The 14470-nt window shown below is 44.4% G+C and carries 15 protein-coding genes, 2 tRNA genes, 2 rRNA genes and 2 pseudogenes; 8 read left to right on the plus strand and 13 right to left on the minus strand.

Going from position 1 to position 14470, the window contains the following annotated elements; all coding sequences use genetic code 11:
• Positions 1–14: 14 nt before the first annotated feature.
• Positions 15–869, minus strand: coding sequence for an outer membrane protein assembly factor (locus tag KUH03_RS28395; RefSeq protein ID WP_257087785.1), 855 nt, complete (start codon positions 867–869; stop codon positions 15–17).
• Positions 857–1324: a hypothetical protein gene (locus tag KUH03_RS28400; RefSeq protein WP_257087786.1), complete on the minus strand. Its 468-nt coding sequence runs from the start codon at positions 1322–1324 to the stop codon at positions 857–859. Before KUH03_RS28400 ends, KUH03_RS28395 begins: the two co-directional genes overlap by 13 nt.
• A gap of 289 nt (positions 1325–1613) precedes the next feature.
• On the opposite strand from KUH03_RS28400, the gene KUH03_RS28405 reads away from it, so the two are divergent.
• From KUH03_RS28405 to KUH03_RS28420, 4 genes are all read left to right on the plus strand, one after another.
• On the plus strand, positions 1614–2045 hold the full coding sequence (locus KUH03_RS28405) for a hypothetical protein (protein WP_257087787.1): 432 nt from the start codon (positions 1614–1616) through the stop codon (positions 2043–2045).
• A complete protein-coding gene (locus KUH03_RS28410; protein WP_257087788.1) occupies positions 1982–2890 on the plus strand; it encodes a hypothetical protein in 909 nt (302 codons plus the stop codon). The genes KUH03_RS28405 and KUH03_RS28410 overlap by 64 nt, the downstream gene beginning before the upstream one ends.
• A complete protein-coding gene (locus KUH03_RS28415) occupies positions 2887–3141 on the plus strand; it encodes a hypothetical protein (protein ID WP_257087789.1) in 255 nt (84 codons plus the stop codon). The genes KUH03_RS28410 and KUH03_RS28415 overlap by 4 nt, the downstream gene beginning before the upstream one ends.
• 154 nt (positions 3142–3295) lie before the next feature.
• On the plus strand, positions 3296–3454 hold the full coding sequence (locus KUH03_RS28420) for a hypothetical protein (protein WP_257087790.1): 159 nt from the start codon (positions 3296–3298) through the stop codon (positions 3452–3454).
• A gap of 253 nt (positions 3455–3707) precedes the next feature.
• On the opposite strand, the pseudogene KUH03_RS28425 reads toward KUH03_RS28420, so the two are convergent.
• The 11 genes and pseudogenes from KUH03_RS28425 to KUH03_RS28470 all read right to left on the minus strand — a co-directional run.
• Positions 3708–3986 (minus strand): annotated as a pseudogene (locus tag KUH03_RS28425) (alpha-ketoglutarate-dependent dioxygenase AlkB); the annotation flags it as partial.
• 20 nt (positions 3987–4006) lie between these two features.
• On the minus strand, positions 4007–4390 hold the full coding sequence (locus tag KUH03_RS28430; protein ID WP_257087791.1) for a hypothetical protein: 384 nt from the start codon (positions 4388–4390) through the stop codon (positions 4007–4009).
• Positions 4356–4643, minus strand: coding sequence for a methylated-DNA--[protein]-cysteine S-methyltransferase (locus KUH03_RS28435; RefSeq protein ID WP_306429203.1), 288 nt, complete (start codon positions 4641–4643; stop codon positions 4356–4358). Before KUH03_RS28435 ends, KUH03_RS28430 begins: the two co-directional genes overlap by 35 nt.
• A gap of 69 nt (positions 4644–4712) precedes the next feature.
• Positions 4713–4766 (minus strand): annotated as a pseudogene (locus tag KUH03_RS49280) (hypothetical protein); the annotation flags it as partial.
• Complete coding sequence (locus KUH03_RS28440) at positions 4757–5143, minus strand: helix-turn-helix transcriptional regulator (protein WP_257087792.1); 387 nt, start codon at positions 5141–5143, stop codon at positions 4757–4759. The pseudogene KUH03_RS49280 and the gene KUH03_RS28440, both read right to left, overlap by 10 nt.
• A gap of 79 nt (positions 5144–5222) precedes the next feature.
• On the minus strand, positions 5223–5510 hold the full coding sequence (locus KUH03_RS28445; protein ID WP_120261932.1) for a SelT/SelW/SelH family protein: 288 nt from the start codon (positions 5508–5510) through the stop codon (positions 5223–5225).
• Positions 5511–5701: 191 nt separating this feature from the next.
• A complete protein-coding gene (locus tag KUH03_RS28450; RefSeq protein ID WP_257087793.1) occupies positions 5702–5959 on the minus strand; it encodes a hypothetical protein in 258 nt (85 codons plus the stop codon).
• 17 nt (positions 5960–5976) lie between these two features.
• Complete coding sequence (locus KUH03_RS28455) at positions 5977–6150, minus strand: hypothetical protein (RefSeq protein WP_373564505.1); 174 nt, start codon at positions 6148–6150, stop codon at positions 5977–5979.
• 481 nt (positions 6151–6631) lie between these two features.
• Positions 6632–6976 (minus strand): AraC family transcriptional regulator, encoded by a 345-nt coding sequence (locus tag KUH03_RS28460; RefSeq protein ID WP_257087794.1) that lies wholly within the window; start codon positions 6974–6976, stop codon positions 6632–6634.
• 118 nt (positions 6977–7094) lie between these two features.
• Positions 7095–7463 carry a hypothetical protein gene (locus KUH03_RS28465; RefSeq protein ID WP_257087795.1) on the minus strand — a complete coding sequence of 123 codons (369 nt, stop codon included), beginning with the start codon at positions 7461–7463 and terminating at the stop codon, positions 7095–7097.
• A 923-nt stretch (positions 7464–8386) separates the two neighbouring features.
• Positions 8387–8596, minus strand: coding sequence for a hypothetical protein (locus KUH03_RS28470; protein ID WP_257087796.1), 210 nt, complete (start codon positions 8594–8596; stop codon positions 8387–8389).
• A gap of 719 nt (positions 8597–9315) precedes the next feature.
• On the opposite strand from KUH03_RS28470, the gene KUH03_RS28475 reads away from it, so the two are divergent.
• The 4 genes from KUH03_RS28475 (at position 9316) to KUH03_RS28490 (ending at position 14346) form a co-directional block, all read left to right on the plus strand.
• Positions 9316–10840: ribosomal RNA gene (locus tag KUH03_RS28475) — 16S ribosomal RNA — on the plus strand.
• Positions 10841–11049: 209 nt separating this feature from the next.
• A tRNA-Ile gene (locus tag KUH03_RS28480) sits at positions 11050–11123 on the plus strand.
• Positions 11124–11132: 9 nt separating this feature from the next.
• Positions 11133–11206: transfer RNA gene (locus tag KUH03_RS28485), tRNA-Ala, on the plus strand.
• 267 nt (positions 11207–11473) lie between these two features.
• Positions 11474–14346: ribosomal RNA gene (locus tag KUH03_RS28490) — 23S ribosomal RNA — on the plus strand.
• The 16S and 23S rRNA genes sit together here with 2 tRNA genes alongside, the layout of an rRNA operon.
• Positions 14347–14470 lie beyond the last annotated feature (124 nt).

A 14470-nucleotide genomic window follows, 5' to 3' on the forward strand; every position in this document is an offset into this window, starting at 1 on the left:
CGCTTTCCATTAAATTAAAACGCTTCGTTCAATCCGAGGAAGAATCCACGGGATCCATATTTTCCTATGGCATAGTCCAAGCAGAGGTTTGTTCGGGTGGCTTTGTTAAACAGTACCCGTAGCCCTGCACCACCGCCCGGCTGCCATCTTTCAAAAAGTTTTGTGCCTAATTCATCACTTGCACTTTGGAGGTTGAAAAATGCCGCGCCACTCAAAAAGCGATTTTTTAAAATTGGGAAGCGGTATTCTGTTTCCGCATAGGCAAAAGAAGGTCCCTTGAAATAACCGATTGTATAACCGCGACCGGTTCTTACAGCAGCATCTCTTCCTGTACCAGGGAGGTCGAAGTAGGGGAGAACGCCACCAAGTTTGTAAGAGCCCCAATACCAAAAAGCAAGTACATGTGCTGGATCTGACTGCGATAAACTAAAGTATTTACGAAAGTCGGTCGTGAGCTGGACGGCATTTTTGCTACTGCCCAATAAGCTTGTATTCCATCGTAGGCCAATATCCGAATAGATCCCTTTATAAGGTCTGTTGGGATTATCCCGGGTGGTATATTGCATATTCAATAGGAGGCCATTGGAGTTGTAGCTATCTGGAGCAAAACCATGCTTTTCGGTATATATTGTATTGGGTGTAATATTGCCATTTGGGCTACTGCTTGTTATTTTCCGTCGCAGATCGAAGGCCAGTCCGGCCCCTAAAAATAAGTCATCAGCAACCTTTTTATAGACCTTCTCATTAAACGTGAAGGCATCGTATTTGGCCCCATATTTTTTATGCTCGGGATTAGCAAGTATTTCCTCCTCCTCATTGTTCCATTTGCCCTGCGGGGTCATACCCAAACCTGCGTCTAGGGCAACCATTTTAACCAACGCAAAAGCCCCTGAAAATTCAGCTTATTGTTTGGGGTAAATACATTGTGGCTAATATAGAAAACCATGATGTTTTTGGTCGTAATGGAGGCTGACGTTGCCGCAATTGACATAGTCGTTGTTTTGGGATCACCCAGTACTTTTCCAGCAACAGCCTTGACTCCAATCTGTCCACCAATCGTCGGATTATAGGCAATGTTTGGCATTAAGGTAATTGGCGAACGTTTGCTGGATTTTTCCTTTTTACGTTTGGGGTGAATAATTCGGCCGATCAAATCCGAGATATCATATTGGCTCGCGAGAATGGAATCGCGTTGCTTTTTATAGAAGGAAGCCGAATCTATCTCGGTTTCAGATTGAGCCACAAGCCTATTGGATATCAGCAGAAAGCAAGGTAGTAAAAAACAGAGCGTGAATAAATAGTGATGACGTAAAAATTGCTGCATACCTTCGGGTTTATCTTAGATCTAAACGTCAAAAATATTAAAATGTTTTTAAAGGAATGAACACAATTTTATTTTGGACAGGTATTGGGGCTCGCCAATTCTTGTTGGGTCGGAAATTATCTGCTTGAATCGTTGCATGTTTAAATGCGGAAATGCGTGCGGTAGACAATTTTCAGTGATAGGATAGAATCACGCAATTAAACTTGGAAGTAAGGGGAAATTTATCTTAGTTTTGATTATTTAATTCAGACATATGATACGACAAAATATATATCGCTGCAGTTTGGCCTTGCTGTTGCTCACGGGTTTTGCGCAAGCACAGGAACTCTATACACCCAGGAATATTAAACAAGCCATTGAAAAAGGCACGCGGACCACAACCGGTGTGCCTGGTAAAAACTACTGGCAAAACTTTGGGAAATATGATGTCAAGGTACAGCTGGATCCTGCCGCGAAGACCGTCCGTGGGAAAGAAACAATTTTATATACCAATAATAGCCCCGATACGTTAAAGCAATTGGCAATTCGATTTGTGAACAATGTACACAAACCCAATGCTGCACGTGCTAATTATGCTTCGGACGACTATTTGACATCAGGGTTAAAGATAAAATCCTTTAAACTCAACGGACAGGTTTATGAGGTCAATAGTGGCGATTGGGAACAGTCAAACTCGGTGATTTTGGGCAGAAAATTCTTCCCGGAACAGTGGCAACCTTAGAGATTAGCTGGGAATATCCGTTATCAGTGGAGAGTGATCGCGATGGCATGCTCAATGCATCTACTTTCTATTGTGCTTATTCCTATCCACGTGTATCTGTGTATGATGATTATAATGGCTGGGATGTTTTGGAGCATAACGGTAGACAGGAGTTCTATAATGGTTTCAATGATTATCAGTTTGAAATTGCTGTTCCTAAGAATTTTGTTGTCTGGGCTACAGGTGAGCTTCAGAATGCGGCGGAAGTATTGCAGAAGCCTATTTTAGAACGCTTTGAGCAATCGAAACAGCGTGATGAGCCTATCCATGTTGCTACAGCATCTGAAATGAAGGAGGGCAGGGTAACTGCACAGCAGGAATGGAATAAGTGGAAATTTAAAGCAACTTATGTTCCTGACTTTTGTTTCAGTGTAAGTGACAATTATATATGGGATGCTGCTAGTGTCGATCTAGGGACCAAACGCGTCAGTGTACAATCCAGTTATGTTGCTGGCACTCCCGATTTTGAACAGTACATTGGCTGGCAGCAATATTGTATCGACTGGTTTTCCAAAAATTGGCCCGGTGTGACCTACCCTTATCCAACAATGACAGCAGTACAGGGCTTTGCGGATATGGAATACCCGATGATGATCAATGATTCAAGTGTGCCCGACAATTTTGTTGATGCCCGACAAACAGCGGATCATGAGATCGCACATACCTATTTCCCTTTTACATGGGGATCAATGAGACCCGATATGGTTATATGGATGAAGGCTGGGCTACAGCACTTGAATTTTGGATTGGTAATGCGGAGATCGGGGCCGAAAAGAATAAGGAGCTTTTTAAAGAGTCACGCGTGAAACGATACATCTTTGACCCGTCTACAGAAGAGGATCAACCATTGATTACCATGACTTCACAGTTAAATGGTCTGGGCTACGGAAATAATGCCTATATCAAAGCTGCCTTATCGTATATCGCGTTAAGGGATTATTTAGGTGATGCGGTTTTCAAAAAGCACTACATCATTATATGGATCTTTGGCATGGTAAACACCCAACGCCATGGGATTTCTTTTACAGTATCAATGCCGGAGCTGGTCAGAATTTAAATTGGTTTTGGAAAAACTGGTATTTTACCAATAATTACATCGATTTAAAGGTGGATAGCTTTAAGCAGTCTGGCAATAAAAATACCTTGTCGATCACAAACGTAGGGGATTTGCGGTTCCATTTGATGTCTTGATTACCTATACAGACGGCACTTTGGAAACAAAACATCAAACACCTGTAATTTGGCAACAGAATGAAAAACAGGCAACAGTCAGCTGGTCCTCTTCAAAGAAAGTGAAGAAAATTACGTTGGATGGAGGTGTCTTTATGGACTATACAGCTAAAGACAATGATTGGGAAGCTGTAAAATAACAACGTTATTTGTGTCAATCTCCTTCTTATGAAGGAGATTGACACAATCCTATTAAATTTATAGCCGCACATTGTCTGACAATGAAATTATTGTGTGCTTAGATCAGCCCCTAACATAAAGTTGATGTCTTTGTTGCTGATGGTTTCAGCGCTGAATATCCTTTCCTATATGGATGGTTAACTTGAAAATAATCAGCTTGAAGAGTCAATTGTCCGTGTTATTGAAAATTGTCAATAGTTCTGAAGGTCAGATTCACACGAGGCATAAATACCTTTTTGTAGGGGGAAGACGGTGCAACCAATACGTCTGTGTAAGATCCTTCATAACCAGAAGACTACCATTTCCCAAAATAAGATCTACTTTTTCTTTTGTCGTTTTGTGCTTGAAAGCAAACTTTCTTTCGGCTCCAAAACTTAAAGAAGCAATGGCACCATTTTTCTTTAGGTCTTTTTCTCCGTCACTGTGCCAGGCCATCCCTTCATCACCATTGTGATATAGATTCAATAAACAAGAATTATAAGTTTCCTGCGTTTTTAATTCAGCAAGTGTTTTTAGTTCGAGTAGTTCTTTTGTCCAGGGAGAGCTCTTTTGGTGGTATTGGAATAGCTATACTCAAAAGCCTGATCCCCATACCAGGCGACTTTGCGTTTAGTGATAATTTCGTTTCCGAAAATAATCGCACGATCGTTTACCCATTCGATGGAATTCATCAACAGGTTAAAATAGTGATCCGCTTGTTGCGGATCTAGTATTTTACCATAGTAATTGACTGTCCCATCATAGGGAAGTATATTTTTGTTTCCATCAAAAAGATTGCCGAAAAGTTCCATGTTATCCTTACTGTTTTGTTGCCTTATATTGCTGTGTGGAGGCTCTCCCAGCCGATAATCGCTGTCTTTCTTATAGGATCCCAACGATACCCCCAAATATACCACTGTTTTGGATAACCCGGTGACATGGAATCAGATAAGCAATAGGGTTACTGCCAATGGCTGTGCCTACAGCACGTGAAGCCTTGGGGTTTCCGATTTGAGAAGCAATCGAACCATAAGTGCTCAAATTGCCCATAGGAATTTTTAACAGTGCTTCCCATACCTTCAGCTGAAATTCTGTTCCTTTGAGATGCAATTTCACCTGACCGATATCATTATCCTGTGGATTTAATGCTTTTAGTGCATTTTCATGCATTACATCCTTCTGCTGTATATATTTTGCGTTTGGGAAGCGCTTTTGAAGCGTTTCGAACGCCGATTCTTTATCTTCTTCATAAGCAATATGACAGATACCCTTTGAGGTAGAGGCTATGATGATGGGGCCAAAAAGTGTTTCATAATAATAGTATGAAATAAGCAGGTTGGCGCCTTCATTCTGTACTCAGCAGGTGTCATCCCTTCGATATTGATAAACAGTTCGTGTAATCTGCTGCTACTCGAAAGGCCCAGTTGGAAAGTAGTTTCTGCAATATTGTTTTCCTTCAGTAGTGATTTGGCGTGATTTAAACTGATATATTGCAAGAACTTCTTCGGGCTTGTGCCTGCCCAGGAGGTAAACATCCGTTGGAAATGAGCTTCACTCATGTAGACATGAGAAGCGATCTGTCCCAGTGTGGGTTGAGTTCTGAAATTTTCTTGTAAGAAATGTATTGCCTTGGCGATACGTTGAAAATCTACTTCTTGTTGAATAGTCATGATTGTCCATTTAGTTTATACAAAGTTGCTAAGAAGAAGAAGTTTATAAAATCCGATTTATGCTAAATTGAACGAATTTTTAAGAAGTTTTATCCGAATGTCCCAATGATTTTTCAGGGGCGACAATATCCCGGATCAGTTGCTTTAATTCCTTTATTTCGGGAAATCGGCCTGCTCTTTTTCGATCAAAGATTTCTTTGTTGTCTATGCGTATGGTATAACGGCCCGCAATTTCACTTGGAATAAGCAGGACGCCGTGGATATCTTCCGTGAAAGAGCTCAATATCTCTTGCGACATATAAGCCGCACGCAACATCCAATTGCATTTTGGACAGTATTCAATTTCGATAACAGGTTTTGATGCCATGATTTAAACTAAAATAGTATGCGTTCTATAAAACAAATGTACTTATCTCTCTGCTGTCATCAAAACGTCCATAAGAAATCCACCCCAGACCGTTGACAAATAGTCGTTGAATAGTCTGGGATGAAATCTTAGTTCATCATTTTGTTTTTTCGACTAACCGATCTTTAATGAAGTCATGGTCAGTGAACCTGCTACAGAATTGTCATTGAACAAAAATAGATCTTCATTTTTTCCTGTAAAGCGAGTGTATAAATTAAAGGAAGATAGTGTTCCGGTGTTGGGATTGCTAGGTTAAACTCTTTTCCCTGTTGCCTGAAATCAATTAAAGCCTGATGGTTGCCCTCTTGAATAAACTTTTTCATCTTATCATTCGCAATGGTGGCCCATTCGTAGGCGTATCCGCTTGTGTTGAGTTTATCCCAGGCTACCATTCTGAGATTGTGGACCATGTTGCCGCTTCCGATAATCAACACACCTTTTTCCGTAGCTCTGCCAGCTGCTGTGCGATTTCATAATGATAAGAAGCTGGTTGGGTGTAGTCGATACTCATCTGAATAATGGGCACGTCAGCATTTGGATATAGATGTTTGACAACAGACCATGAACCGTGATCCAATCCCCATTTATCGTCAAGATGCACTTCGGTTTTCGTGACGATACGCTGTGTTTCATGGGCTAAAGAGGGGCTTCCGGGTGCAGGATATTGTACGTCAAACAGAGCCTGGGGAAACCTCCAAAGTCATGGATGGTAGCCGGATGCTCCATGGCGGTAACAAATGTTCCACGTGTCTCCCAATGCGCCGAAATAACCAGGATTGCTTTCGGCTTTTCGAATGTTTGTCCTATTTTTCTAAATCCCTGAACAAACTCATTGTCTTCAATGGCATTTATGGGGCTTCCATGGCCTAAAAAAGAGCTGGAAATTTATCTGTCGCAGTAAGTTCAGTAGACAATTTACGTAATGAACTTGCAGGACTAGCTATGCCTGATAAGGGTAATGTTGCCATAATTTTTATAAAATCCTTTCTACGCATTTGAATATTCCTAATAGCGTTAATTGTTATTACAAAATTAAGTAGAGTCGGGAGGGTGGAGGTATTGTTTTTAGTCAATCTGTTGTATTATTCGGAAATCAGCTTCTGTATTTCATTTCTAAATTCAGATGGTGTCATTCCGGCTTTCTTTTTGAAAACGTTGGTGAAATAAGATTTTTCCTGATAGCCTAATTCGAAGCCTATTTCTGAAATCGTCTTATTGGTTGTTAACAATAGATTTTTAGCCTCTATCAGTTTTCTTGTTTCAATGATCTCCGATACACTCTGTTGCAATATACTTTGGCAGATCAGGTTTAAATTTCGCGCAGACATAAAAAGCTTTTCCGCGTAATAGTTAACCCCCTCTGGTCGTCGATAATTCTCTTCTAATATAGAAAGAAAGCTAGTGAACGTTGTACTTTGGTTTTTCAATTGTTGTTGGGTATCCGGAAATTGTTTTTTCGCTCTGACTCGATCATAATAAAGATTGTACTCAACAATTGCTTAATAACGGCATAATCTACTAAGGATTGTTGTGTTTCCTGTTGGATCATTTGGCACAGGATGACCAATCTGGAAAAACAGGTTGGTTGGAAAAAGTTAATGTTGCATTTTCATGAAAATGCGCATAGAGTTGGAAGGTGGTTTCGGGGATGAATTCGCTTTTAAATCGGATAACCCAAAAATCGATGTCATTGTCTTGGAGAATCGGTTTCACGCGATGATTCTTACCTTGCGCTACAAAACTGACAAAGGGAGCGCTGTATGTTTGCGCTTTAAAATCGATAAAATGCTCTAATCGTCCCTTTACACCAATAATCAGTTCTTCGAAATCATGTTGGTGCATTTCATTTTTCGACTCTTGGATGCGTAGTGCTTCTTTTGCATCGACTTGATATATTTTGAAAAGTTCGTTCAAACCTGTTTACAACGATTAAGTTTTCCTTATTATCCAAACTTAGATAAATTGCTTTTGATATACAATATAATTGCGTTTCATATAAAAACAATGAATTGGTCTCATCTCCGCTGTCGGCATTTTTGTAGGGGAAATATACAGCTTAATTCCCCTTATGTGATGCGCAATTTTTGAATGCTTTTGCTTCAAAAAACTGCGTTTCCAGCCAGTGGGTCCGAGTGTTTGGCCTTTTTGGGTTTTTTCGGCTGTGATTCGAGAACTGTTCGGGACCGAATCGGGCTTTGAACGAGTGTGAGCGCAGATGTTGGTATGGTTTGACCGGATTGCTACCGCTGTTCTAGCGTGTTAGACTCGGACTCAGCACGGACTCACCATGGAGACACTATGGACAGATAGCAAAGCTGTCCCGACGGAGGTGTACAGGAGTTCCGGGGTCAGTCATTAGGTTCTCATTTCTGATTCCGCTCCGGCCCATCTCTGGGATTACTTCCTACCTGGTTTACACCTAAAAAAGTTATAGCAAAGTATTAACACTGATATTACACCTGATTAATAGGTATTTACCCCTGTCATACCCCTGTAAACCCTATGTAATATCCTTTTACTTTAGAAGTAGTTGGGAAGCAATCTGCCGGTTGTTCTACCGTTGTATCGAAGGCTTTTTCTGTGCTGTTCGGATTTTTCTGAAATCCCCAGATCACTTATATCTCTGTTCTATTATAGATACAGGATGCTGATATAATACAGAATCGGTATAGCTGTTCCATAGAGGAGCAGCTGTTTGGTAATTCCATCCGGCCTTTGCTTCCCCCTTTCCACCGCGTTTCCACGCATACTTGGCCTTTTTCGGCTGCGGTTCGGGTCTCGTTCGTCCACGCTTCGCCCTTTGTTCGGAAATTCTCTATATATTCTCTATCCGTTACCTATCGTTCACCTATCCAAACAATAGGGAATGGATAGGGAAACGATAGGTAAACGATAGGTGGAGGCCGAAGGAAGGGCGAAGAAGGGGTGAGCAGATCCCGAGGAGCGCCCGTTTGAAAATACCCTTCAGCCCCTCTGGCAGTGACTGTCGCGGTTCCTTGCTTCCCTGATCCCCGGTTTCTGCTGCCCATCCACTTTTCTCCCTTCACTGTTTTTTTGCGTATAGCTGGCCTTGCTGCGACTTTTTCGTCGCATTCCCGGTTCTGCGCTGCTGTGGCGTACGTCTAGCCCATAGGCAATCCCGCCTTTCAGCGCTATCCGCGCGCGCTTTCCCGTTCCCTTTCCACCACAGACCCACGCATAACCAGCCTTTCCGCGCCGTCGAAGCCCCACCGGAACCCGTCCGGAGAAAAACAATCCTCCACCTTTACAGCGAGTTAGCGGCAAAATGAAATAAATAAGAACAAAAGGCTTGGAAGTGATTATAAAAACTCCCTATCTTTGCACCACTCCGCAAGGGAGGGACGGTTACTTCGAAAGAAGAGACCATGAAAAAAGAAGGGTTTAGGTAAGCGCGACAGGATTTAAAATCCCGTTCAGATTATTTTAAACGCGGAAATCGGGAAAAAAAAAGAAAAAAACTTCAAAAGTTTTTTGGAAGTTCAAAAAAGATTTCTACCTTTGCAGTCCCAACGGAAACGGAGGGAAACAAAAAAGATAAAGAGGGGCGCAATGCTCATCGGAATATAGCGGATACGGAAGTTGAAGCGAGATAAGTTCTTTAAGAAAACACAATCATGTAAGCGTGACGAGTAGACAAAACGAAAGTCATGAACAAATTCAAGCAATTCGTTCAATTCGATCCAAGATCAGAGATATAAAAAAGAATTCTGATTATGTAAATAGTTGGAATCAAAAACTTCATTTTACAATGGAGAGTTTGATCCTGGCTCAGGATGAACGCTAGCGGCAGGCCTAATACATGCAAGTCGGACGGGATTGGAACCAGAGCTTGCTCTGATTCCATGAGAGTGGCGCACGGGTGCGTAACGCGTGAGCAACCTACCTCTATCAGGGGATAGCCTCTCGAAAGAGAGATTAACACCGCATAATATAATCTACCGGCATCGTTGGATTATTAAATATTTATAGGATAGAGATGGGCTCGCGTGACATTAGCTAGTTGGTAGGGTAACGGCTTACCAAGGCGACGATGTCTAGGGGCTCTGAGAGGAGAATCCCCACACTGGTACTGAGACACGGACCAGACTCCTACGGGAGGCAGCAGTAAGGAATATTGGTCAATGGGCGGAAGCCTGAACCAGCCATGCCGCGTGCAGGATGACTGCCCTATGGGTTGTAAACTGCTTTTGTCCAGGAATAAACCTCTTTACGTGTAGAGAGCTGAATGTACTGGAAGAATAAGGATCGGCTAACTCCGTGCCAGCAGCCGCGGTAATACGGAGGATCCGAGCGTTATCCGGATTTATTGGGTTTAAAGGGTGCGTAGGCGGCCTATTAAGTCAGGGTGAAATACGGTGGCTCAACCATCGCAGTGCCTTTGATACTGATGGGCTTGAATCCATTTGAAGTGGGCGGAATAAGACAAGTAGCGGTGAAATGCATAGATATGTCTTAGAACTCCGATTGCGAAGGCAGCTCACTAAGCTGGTATTGACGCTGATGCACGAAAGCGTGGGGATCGAACAGGATTAGATACCCTGGTAGTCCACGCCCTAAACGATGATAACTCGATGTTGGCGATAGACAGCCAGCGTCCAAGCGAAAGCGTTAAGTTATCCACCTGGGGAGTACGCCCGCAAGGGTGAAACTCAAAGGAATTGACGGGGGCCCGCACAAGCGGAGGAGCATGTGGTTTAATTCGATGATACGCGAGGAACCTTACCCGGGCTTGAAAGTTAGTGAAGGATGCAGAGACGCATCCGTCCTTCGGGACACGAAACTAGGTGCTGCATGGCTGTCGTCAGCTCGTGCCGTGAGGTGTTGGGTTAAGTCCGCAACGAGCGCAACCCCTATGTTTAGTTGCCAGCATTTAAGGTGGGGACTCTAAACAGACTGCCTGTGCAAACAGAGAGGAAGGTGGGGACGACGTCAAGTCATCATGGCCCTTACGTCCGGGGCTACACACGTGCTACAATGGATGGTACAGCGGGCAGCTACATAGCAATATGATGCTAATCTCTAAAAGCCATTCACAGTTCGGATTGGGGTCTGCAACTCGACCCCATGAAGTTGGATTCGCTAGTAATCGCGTATCAGCAATGACGCGGTGAATACGTTCCCGGGCCTTGTACACACCGCCCGTCAAGCCATGAAAGTTGGGGGTACCTAAAGCATGTGACCGCAAGGAGCGTGTTAGGGTAAAACCGATAATTGGGGCTAAGTCGTAACAAGGTAGCCGTACCGGAAGGTGCGGCTGGAATACCTCCTTTCTAGAGTATCGAAGATCGGTGCTCGTCACGTTACATATGATTGAATATAGTATTGAGAATTGAGTAGCTAGTACCCGGATTATTTTATGGCGACATAGAGGATCCCAAATACACACTAGGCATTATTCACTACTAAAAAGGAAACATCAGAAGAAAGTGCCCGCCCCTATAAGGAGCAGGACCGAGAGAGATAGATGAACAGAATAGCTAGTCCCGTAGCTCAGTTGGTTAGAGCACTACACTGATAATGTAGGGGTCAGCAGTTCAAATCTGCTCGGGACTACGAAAAAAAGGGGAATTAGCTCAGCTGGCTAGAGCACCTGCCTTGCACGCAGGGGGTCAACGGTTCGAATCCGTTATTCTCCACGTTTTTGGAGGGAAAGATAGAGCAAGATAACAGACCATACAAGGTCTGATATCTCAGATCTAAAATCTCCTATCTAAAAAAAAAAAAGAGTTCTTTGACATATTGAAAGAGAAAAAAATTACAAGAGAAGACAACAGTATAGAGACAATGCTGATATGTGTCTGATGTAGGGAGGAGACCCTCGGTCCAGGCCGAACGAATCTTTGCGTAGCATATCGGTATATATATCAAAAGCAGCCGCATAGTAGCAAAAGGCTATGCCGGTGAAGAAAGTAAATAAGGGCACACGGGGATGCCTAGGCTCTCAGAGGCGAAGAAGGACGTGATAAGCTGCGATAAGCTTTGGGGATTGGCAAATGCGACTTGATCCAGAGATTTCCGAATGGGGCAACCTGACTATTTGAAGAATAGTCGTATGATACGCGAACGCGCTGAACTGAAACATCTAAGTAGGCGTAGGAGAAGAAAATAACAATGATTTCCCAAGTAGTGGCGAGCGAACGGGAAAGAGCCCAAACCGATCATGTTACGGCATGGTCGGGGTTGTAGGACCACGACATTGTACAGCGCTATGAACTGGAAGCAGGTGGGAAACTGCGCGATAAGGGTGAGAGCCCCGTACAGGTAAAGAATGTTGACATAGTGGTATCCTGAGTACCGCGGGACCGGAGAAATCCTGTGGGAATCCACCAGCACCATCTGGTAAGGCTAAATACTCCTGAGAGACCGATAGTGAACCAGTACCGTGAGGGAAAGGTGAAAAGAACCCCGAACAGGGGAGTGAAAAGAACCTGAAACCGTGTGCTTACAAGCGGTTGGAGCAGGCAGGTCCTGTGACAGCGTGCCTTTTGCATAATGAGCCTACGAGTTACTCTTGTCTGGCAAGGTTAAGTCCTTCAGGGACGCAGCCGAAGCGAAAGCGAGTCTTAATAGGGCGCATAGTCAGATGAGGTAGACGCGAAACCTTGTGATCTACCCTTGGGCAGGTTGAAGTTGCAGTAACATGTAATGGAGGACCGAACCGATAAACGTTGAAAAGTTTCCGGATGACCTGAGGGTAGGGGTGAAAGGCCAATCAAACTGGGAAATAGCTCGTACTCCCGAAATGTTTTTAGGAACAGCGTCGGCATCGAGTTTAATAGAGGTAGAGCTACCGATTGGGTGCGGGGAGTCAAATCCTACCAAATCCAGACGAACTCCGAATGCTATTAAATATGGCCGGCAGTGAGGCTTTGGGTGCTAAGGTCCAAGGCCGAGAGGGAAAGAACCCAGACCATCAGCTAAGGTCCCCAAATTCGTTCTAAGTTGAACTAACGAGGTCCGGTTGCCCAGACAGCTAGGATGTTGGCTTGGAAGCAGCCATTCATTTAAAGAGTGCGTAACAGCTCACTAGTCGAGCGGCCGGGCGTGGATAATAAACGGGCATCAAGAACGGTACCGAAGCTATGGATTTGCACTTATGTGCATCTGGTAGGGAGCATTCCATATGGGGCGAAGATATCTGGTAATGGGTGTTGGACCGTATGGAAAAGCAAATGTAGGCATAAGTAACGATAAGGCGGGTGGGAAACCCGCCCACCGAAAGACCAAGGTTTCCTGATCAACGTTAATCGGATCAGGGTCAGTCGGGACCTAAGGCGCACCCGAAGGGGCAAGCCGATGGACAACTGGTTAATATTCCAGTACTCTTCATAACTGCGATGTGGTGACGGAGTAGTGACACTGCCGCGAACTGACGGAATAGTTCGTTGAAAGGCGTAGGTATAGGGACGGTAGGCAAATCCGCCGACCCTGCTGAAACCCAATAGTACAGCAAAGCTTCGGTGGCGCTGATAGAGCAGGTAAACAGACTTCCAAGAAAACCCGCTAAGCTTCAGGTTATGAAGACCCGTACCGCAAACCGACACAGGTGGTCGAGGAGAGAATCTAAGGTGCTCGAGTGAGTCATGGCTAAGGAACTCGGCAAAATGGCCCTGTAACTTCGGGAGAAGGGGCGCTGTCTCAGCGATGAGCAGCCGCAGTGAAAAGGCCCAGGCGACTGTTTAACAAAAACATATGGCTTTGCAAAATCGCAAGATGAGGTATAAGGCCTGACACCTGCCCGGTGCTGGAAGGTTAAGAGGGGATGTCATCGTAAGAGAAGCATTGAATCGAAGCCCCAGTAAACGGCGGCCGTAACTATAACGGTCCTAAGGTAGCGAAATTCCTTGTCGGGTAAGTTCCGACCTGCACGAATGGTGTAACGATCTGGGCGCTGTCTCAGCCATGAGCTCGGTGAAATTGTGGTATCGGTGAAGACGCCGATTACCCGCAACGGGACGGAAAGACCCCATGCACCTTCACTATAGCTTAACATTGAGATTGGGTACAGGATGTGTAGGATAGGCGGGAGATGTTGAAGCGTGTTCGCCAGGATACGTGGAATCAACCTTGAAATACCGCCCTTTCTGTATTCGGTTTCTAACTCCCTAATGGGGAGGACATTGTTTGGTGGGTAGTTTGACTGGGGTGGTCGCCTCCAAAAAGGTAACGGAGGCTTTCAAAGGTAAGCTCAGTACGCTTGGTAACCGTACGCGGAGTGCAATGGCATAAGCTTGCTTGACTGTGAGACCGACAAGTCGAACAGGGTCGAAAGACGGACATAGTGATCCGGTGGTTCTGTATGGAAGGGCCATCGCTCAAAGGATAAAAGGTACGCTGGGGATAACAGGCTGATCTCCCCAAGAGCTCATATCGACGGGGAGGTTTGGCACCTCGATGTCGGCTCGTCACATCCTGGGGCTGGAGAAGGTCCCAAGGGTTGGGCTGTTCGCCCATTAAAGTGGCACGCGAGCTGGGTTCAGAACGTCGCGAGACAGTTCGGTCCCTATCTGTTGTGGGCGTTGGAAGTTTGAGTGGATCTGACCTTAGTACGAGAGGACCGGGTTGGACAGACCTCTGGTGAACCTGTTATGCCGCCAGGTGTACGGCAGGGTAGCTACGTCTGGAATAGATAAGCGCTGAAAGCATCTAAGTGCGAAACTAGCCACGAGATGAGACTTCCTTATAGGGTCGTAGAAGATGACTACGTTGATAGGCCATAGGTGTAAAGGTTGAGAGACCAAAGCCAAGTGGTACTAATAGCCCGAAGCTTTCTCATGCAGAGACACACTGTTGTCTTCCTCTTTAATTTTTGAAACAAAGGAAACGAAACTCTTTCAATATATATGTCAATTAGACGTGTGCATGGAGCAGAGCTATGTGGGGCCTGAAAAGGATCCCGT

Source organism: Sphingobacterium sp. E70 (assembly GCF_019285695.1).
Lineage (GTDB): Bacteria > Bacteroidota > Bacteroidia > Sphingobacteriales > Sphingobacteriaceae > Sphingobacterium > Sphingobacterium detergens.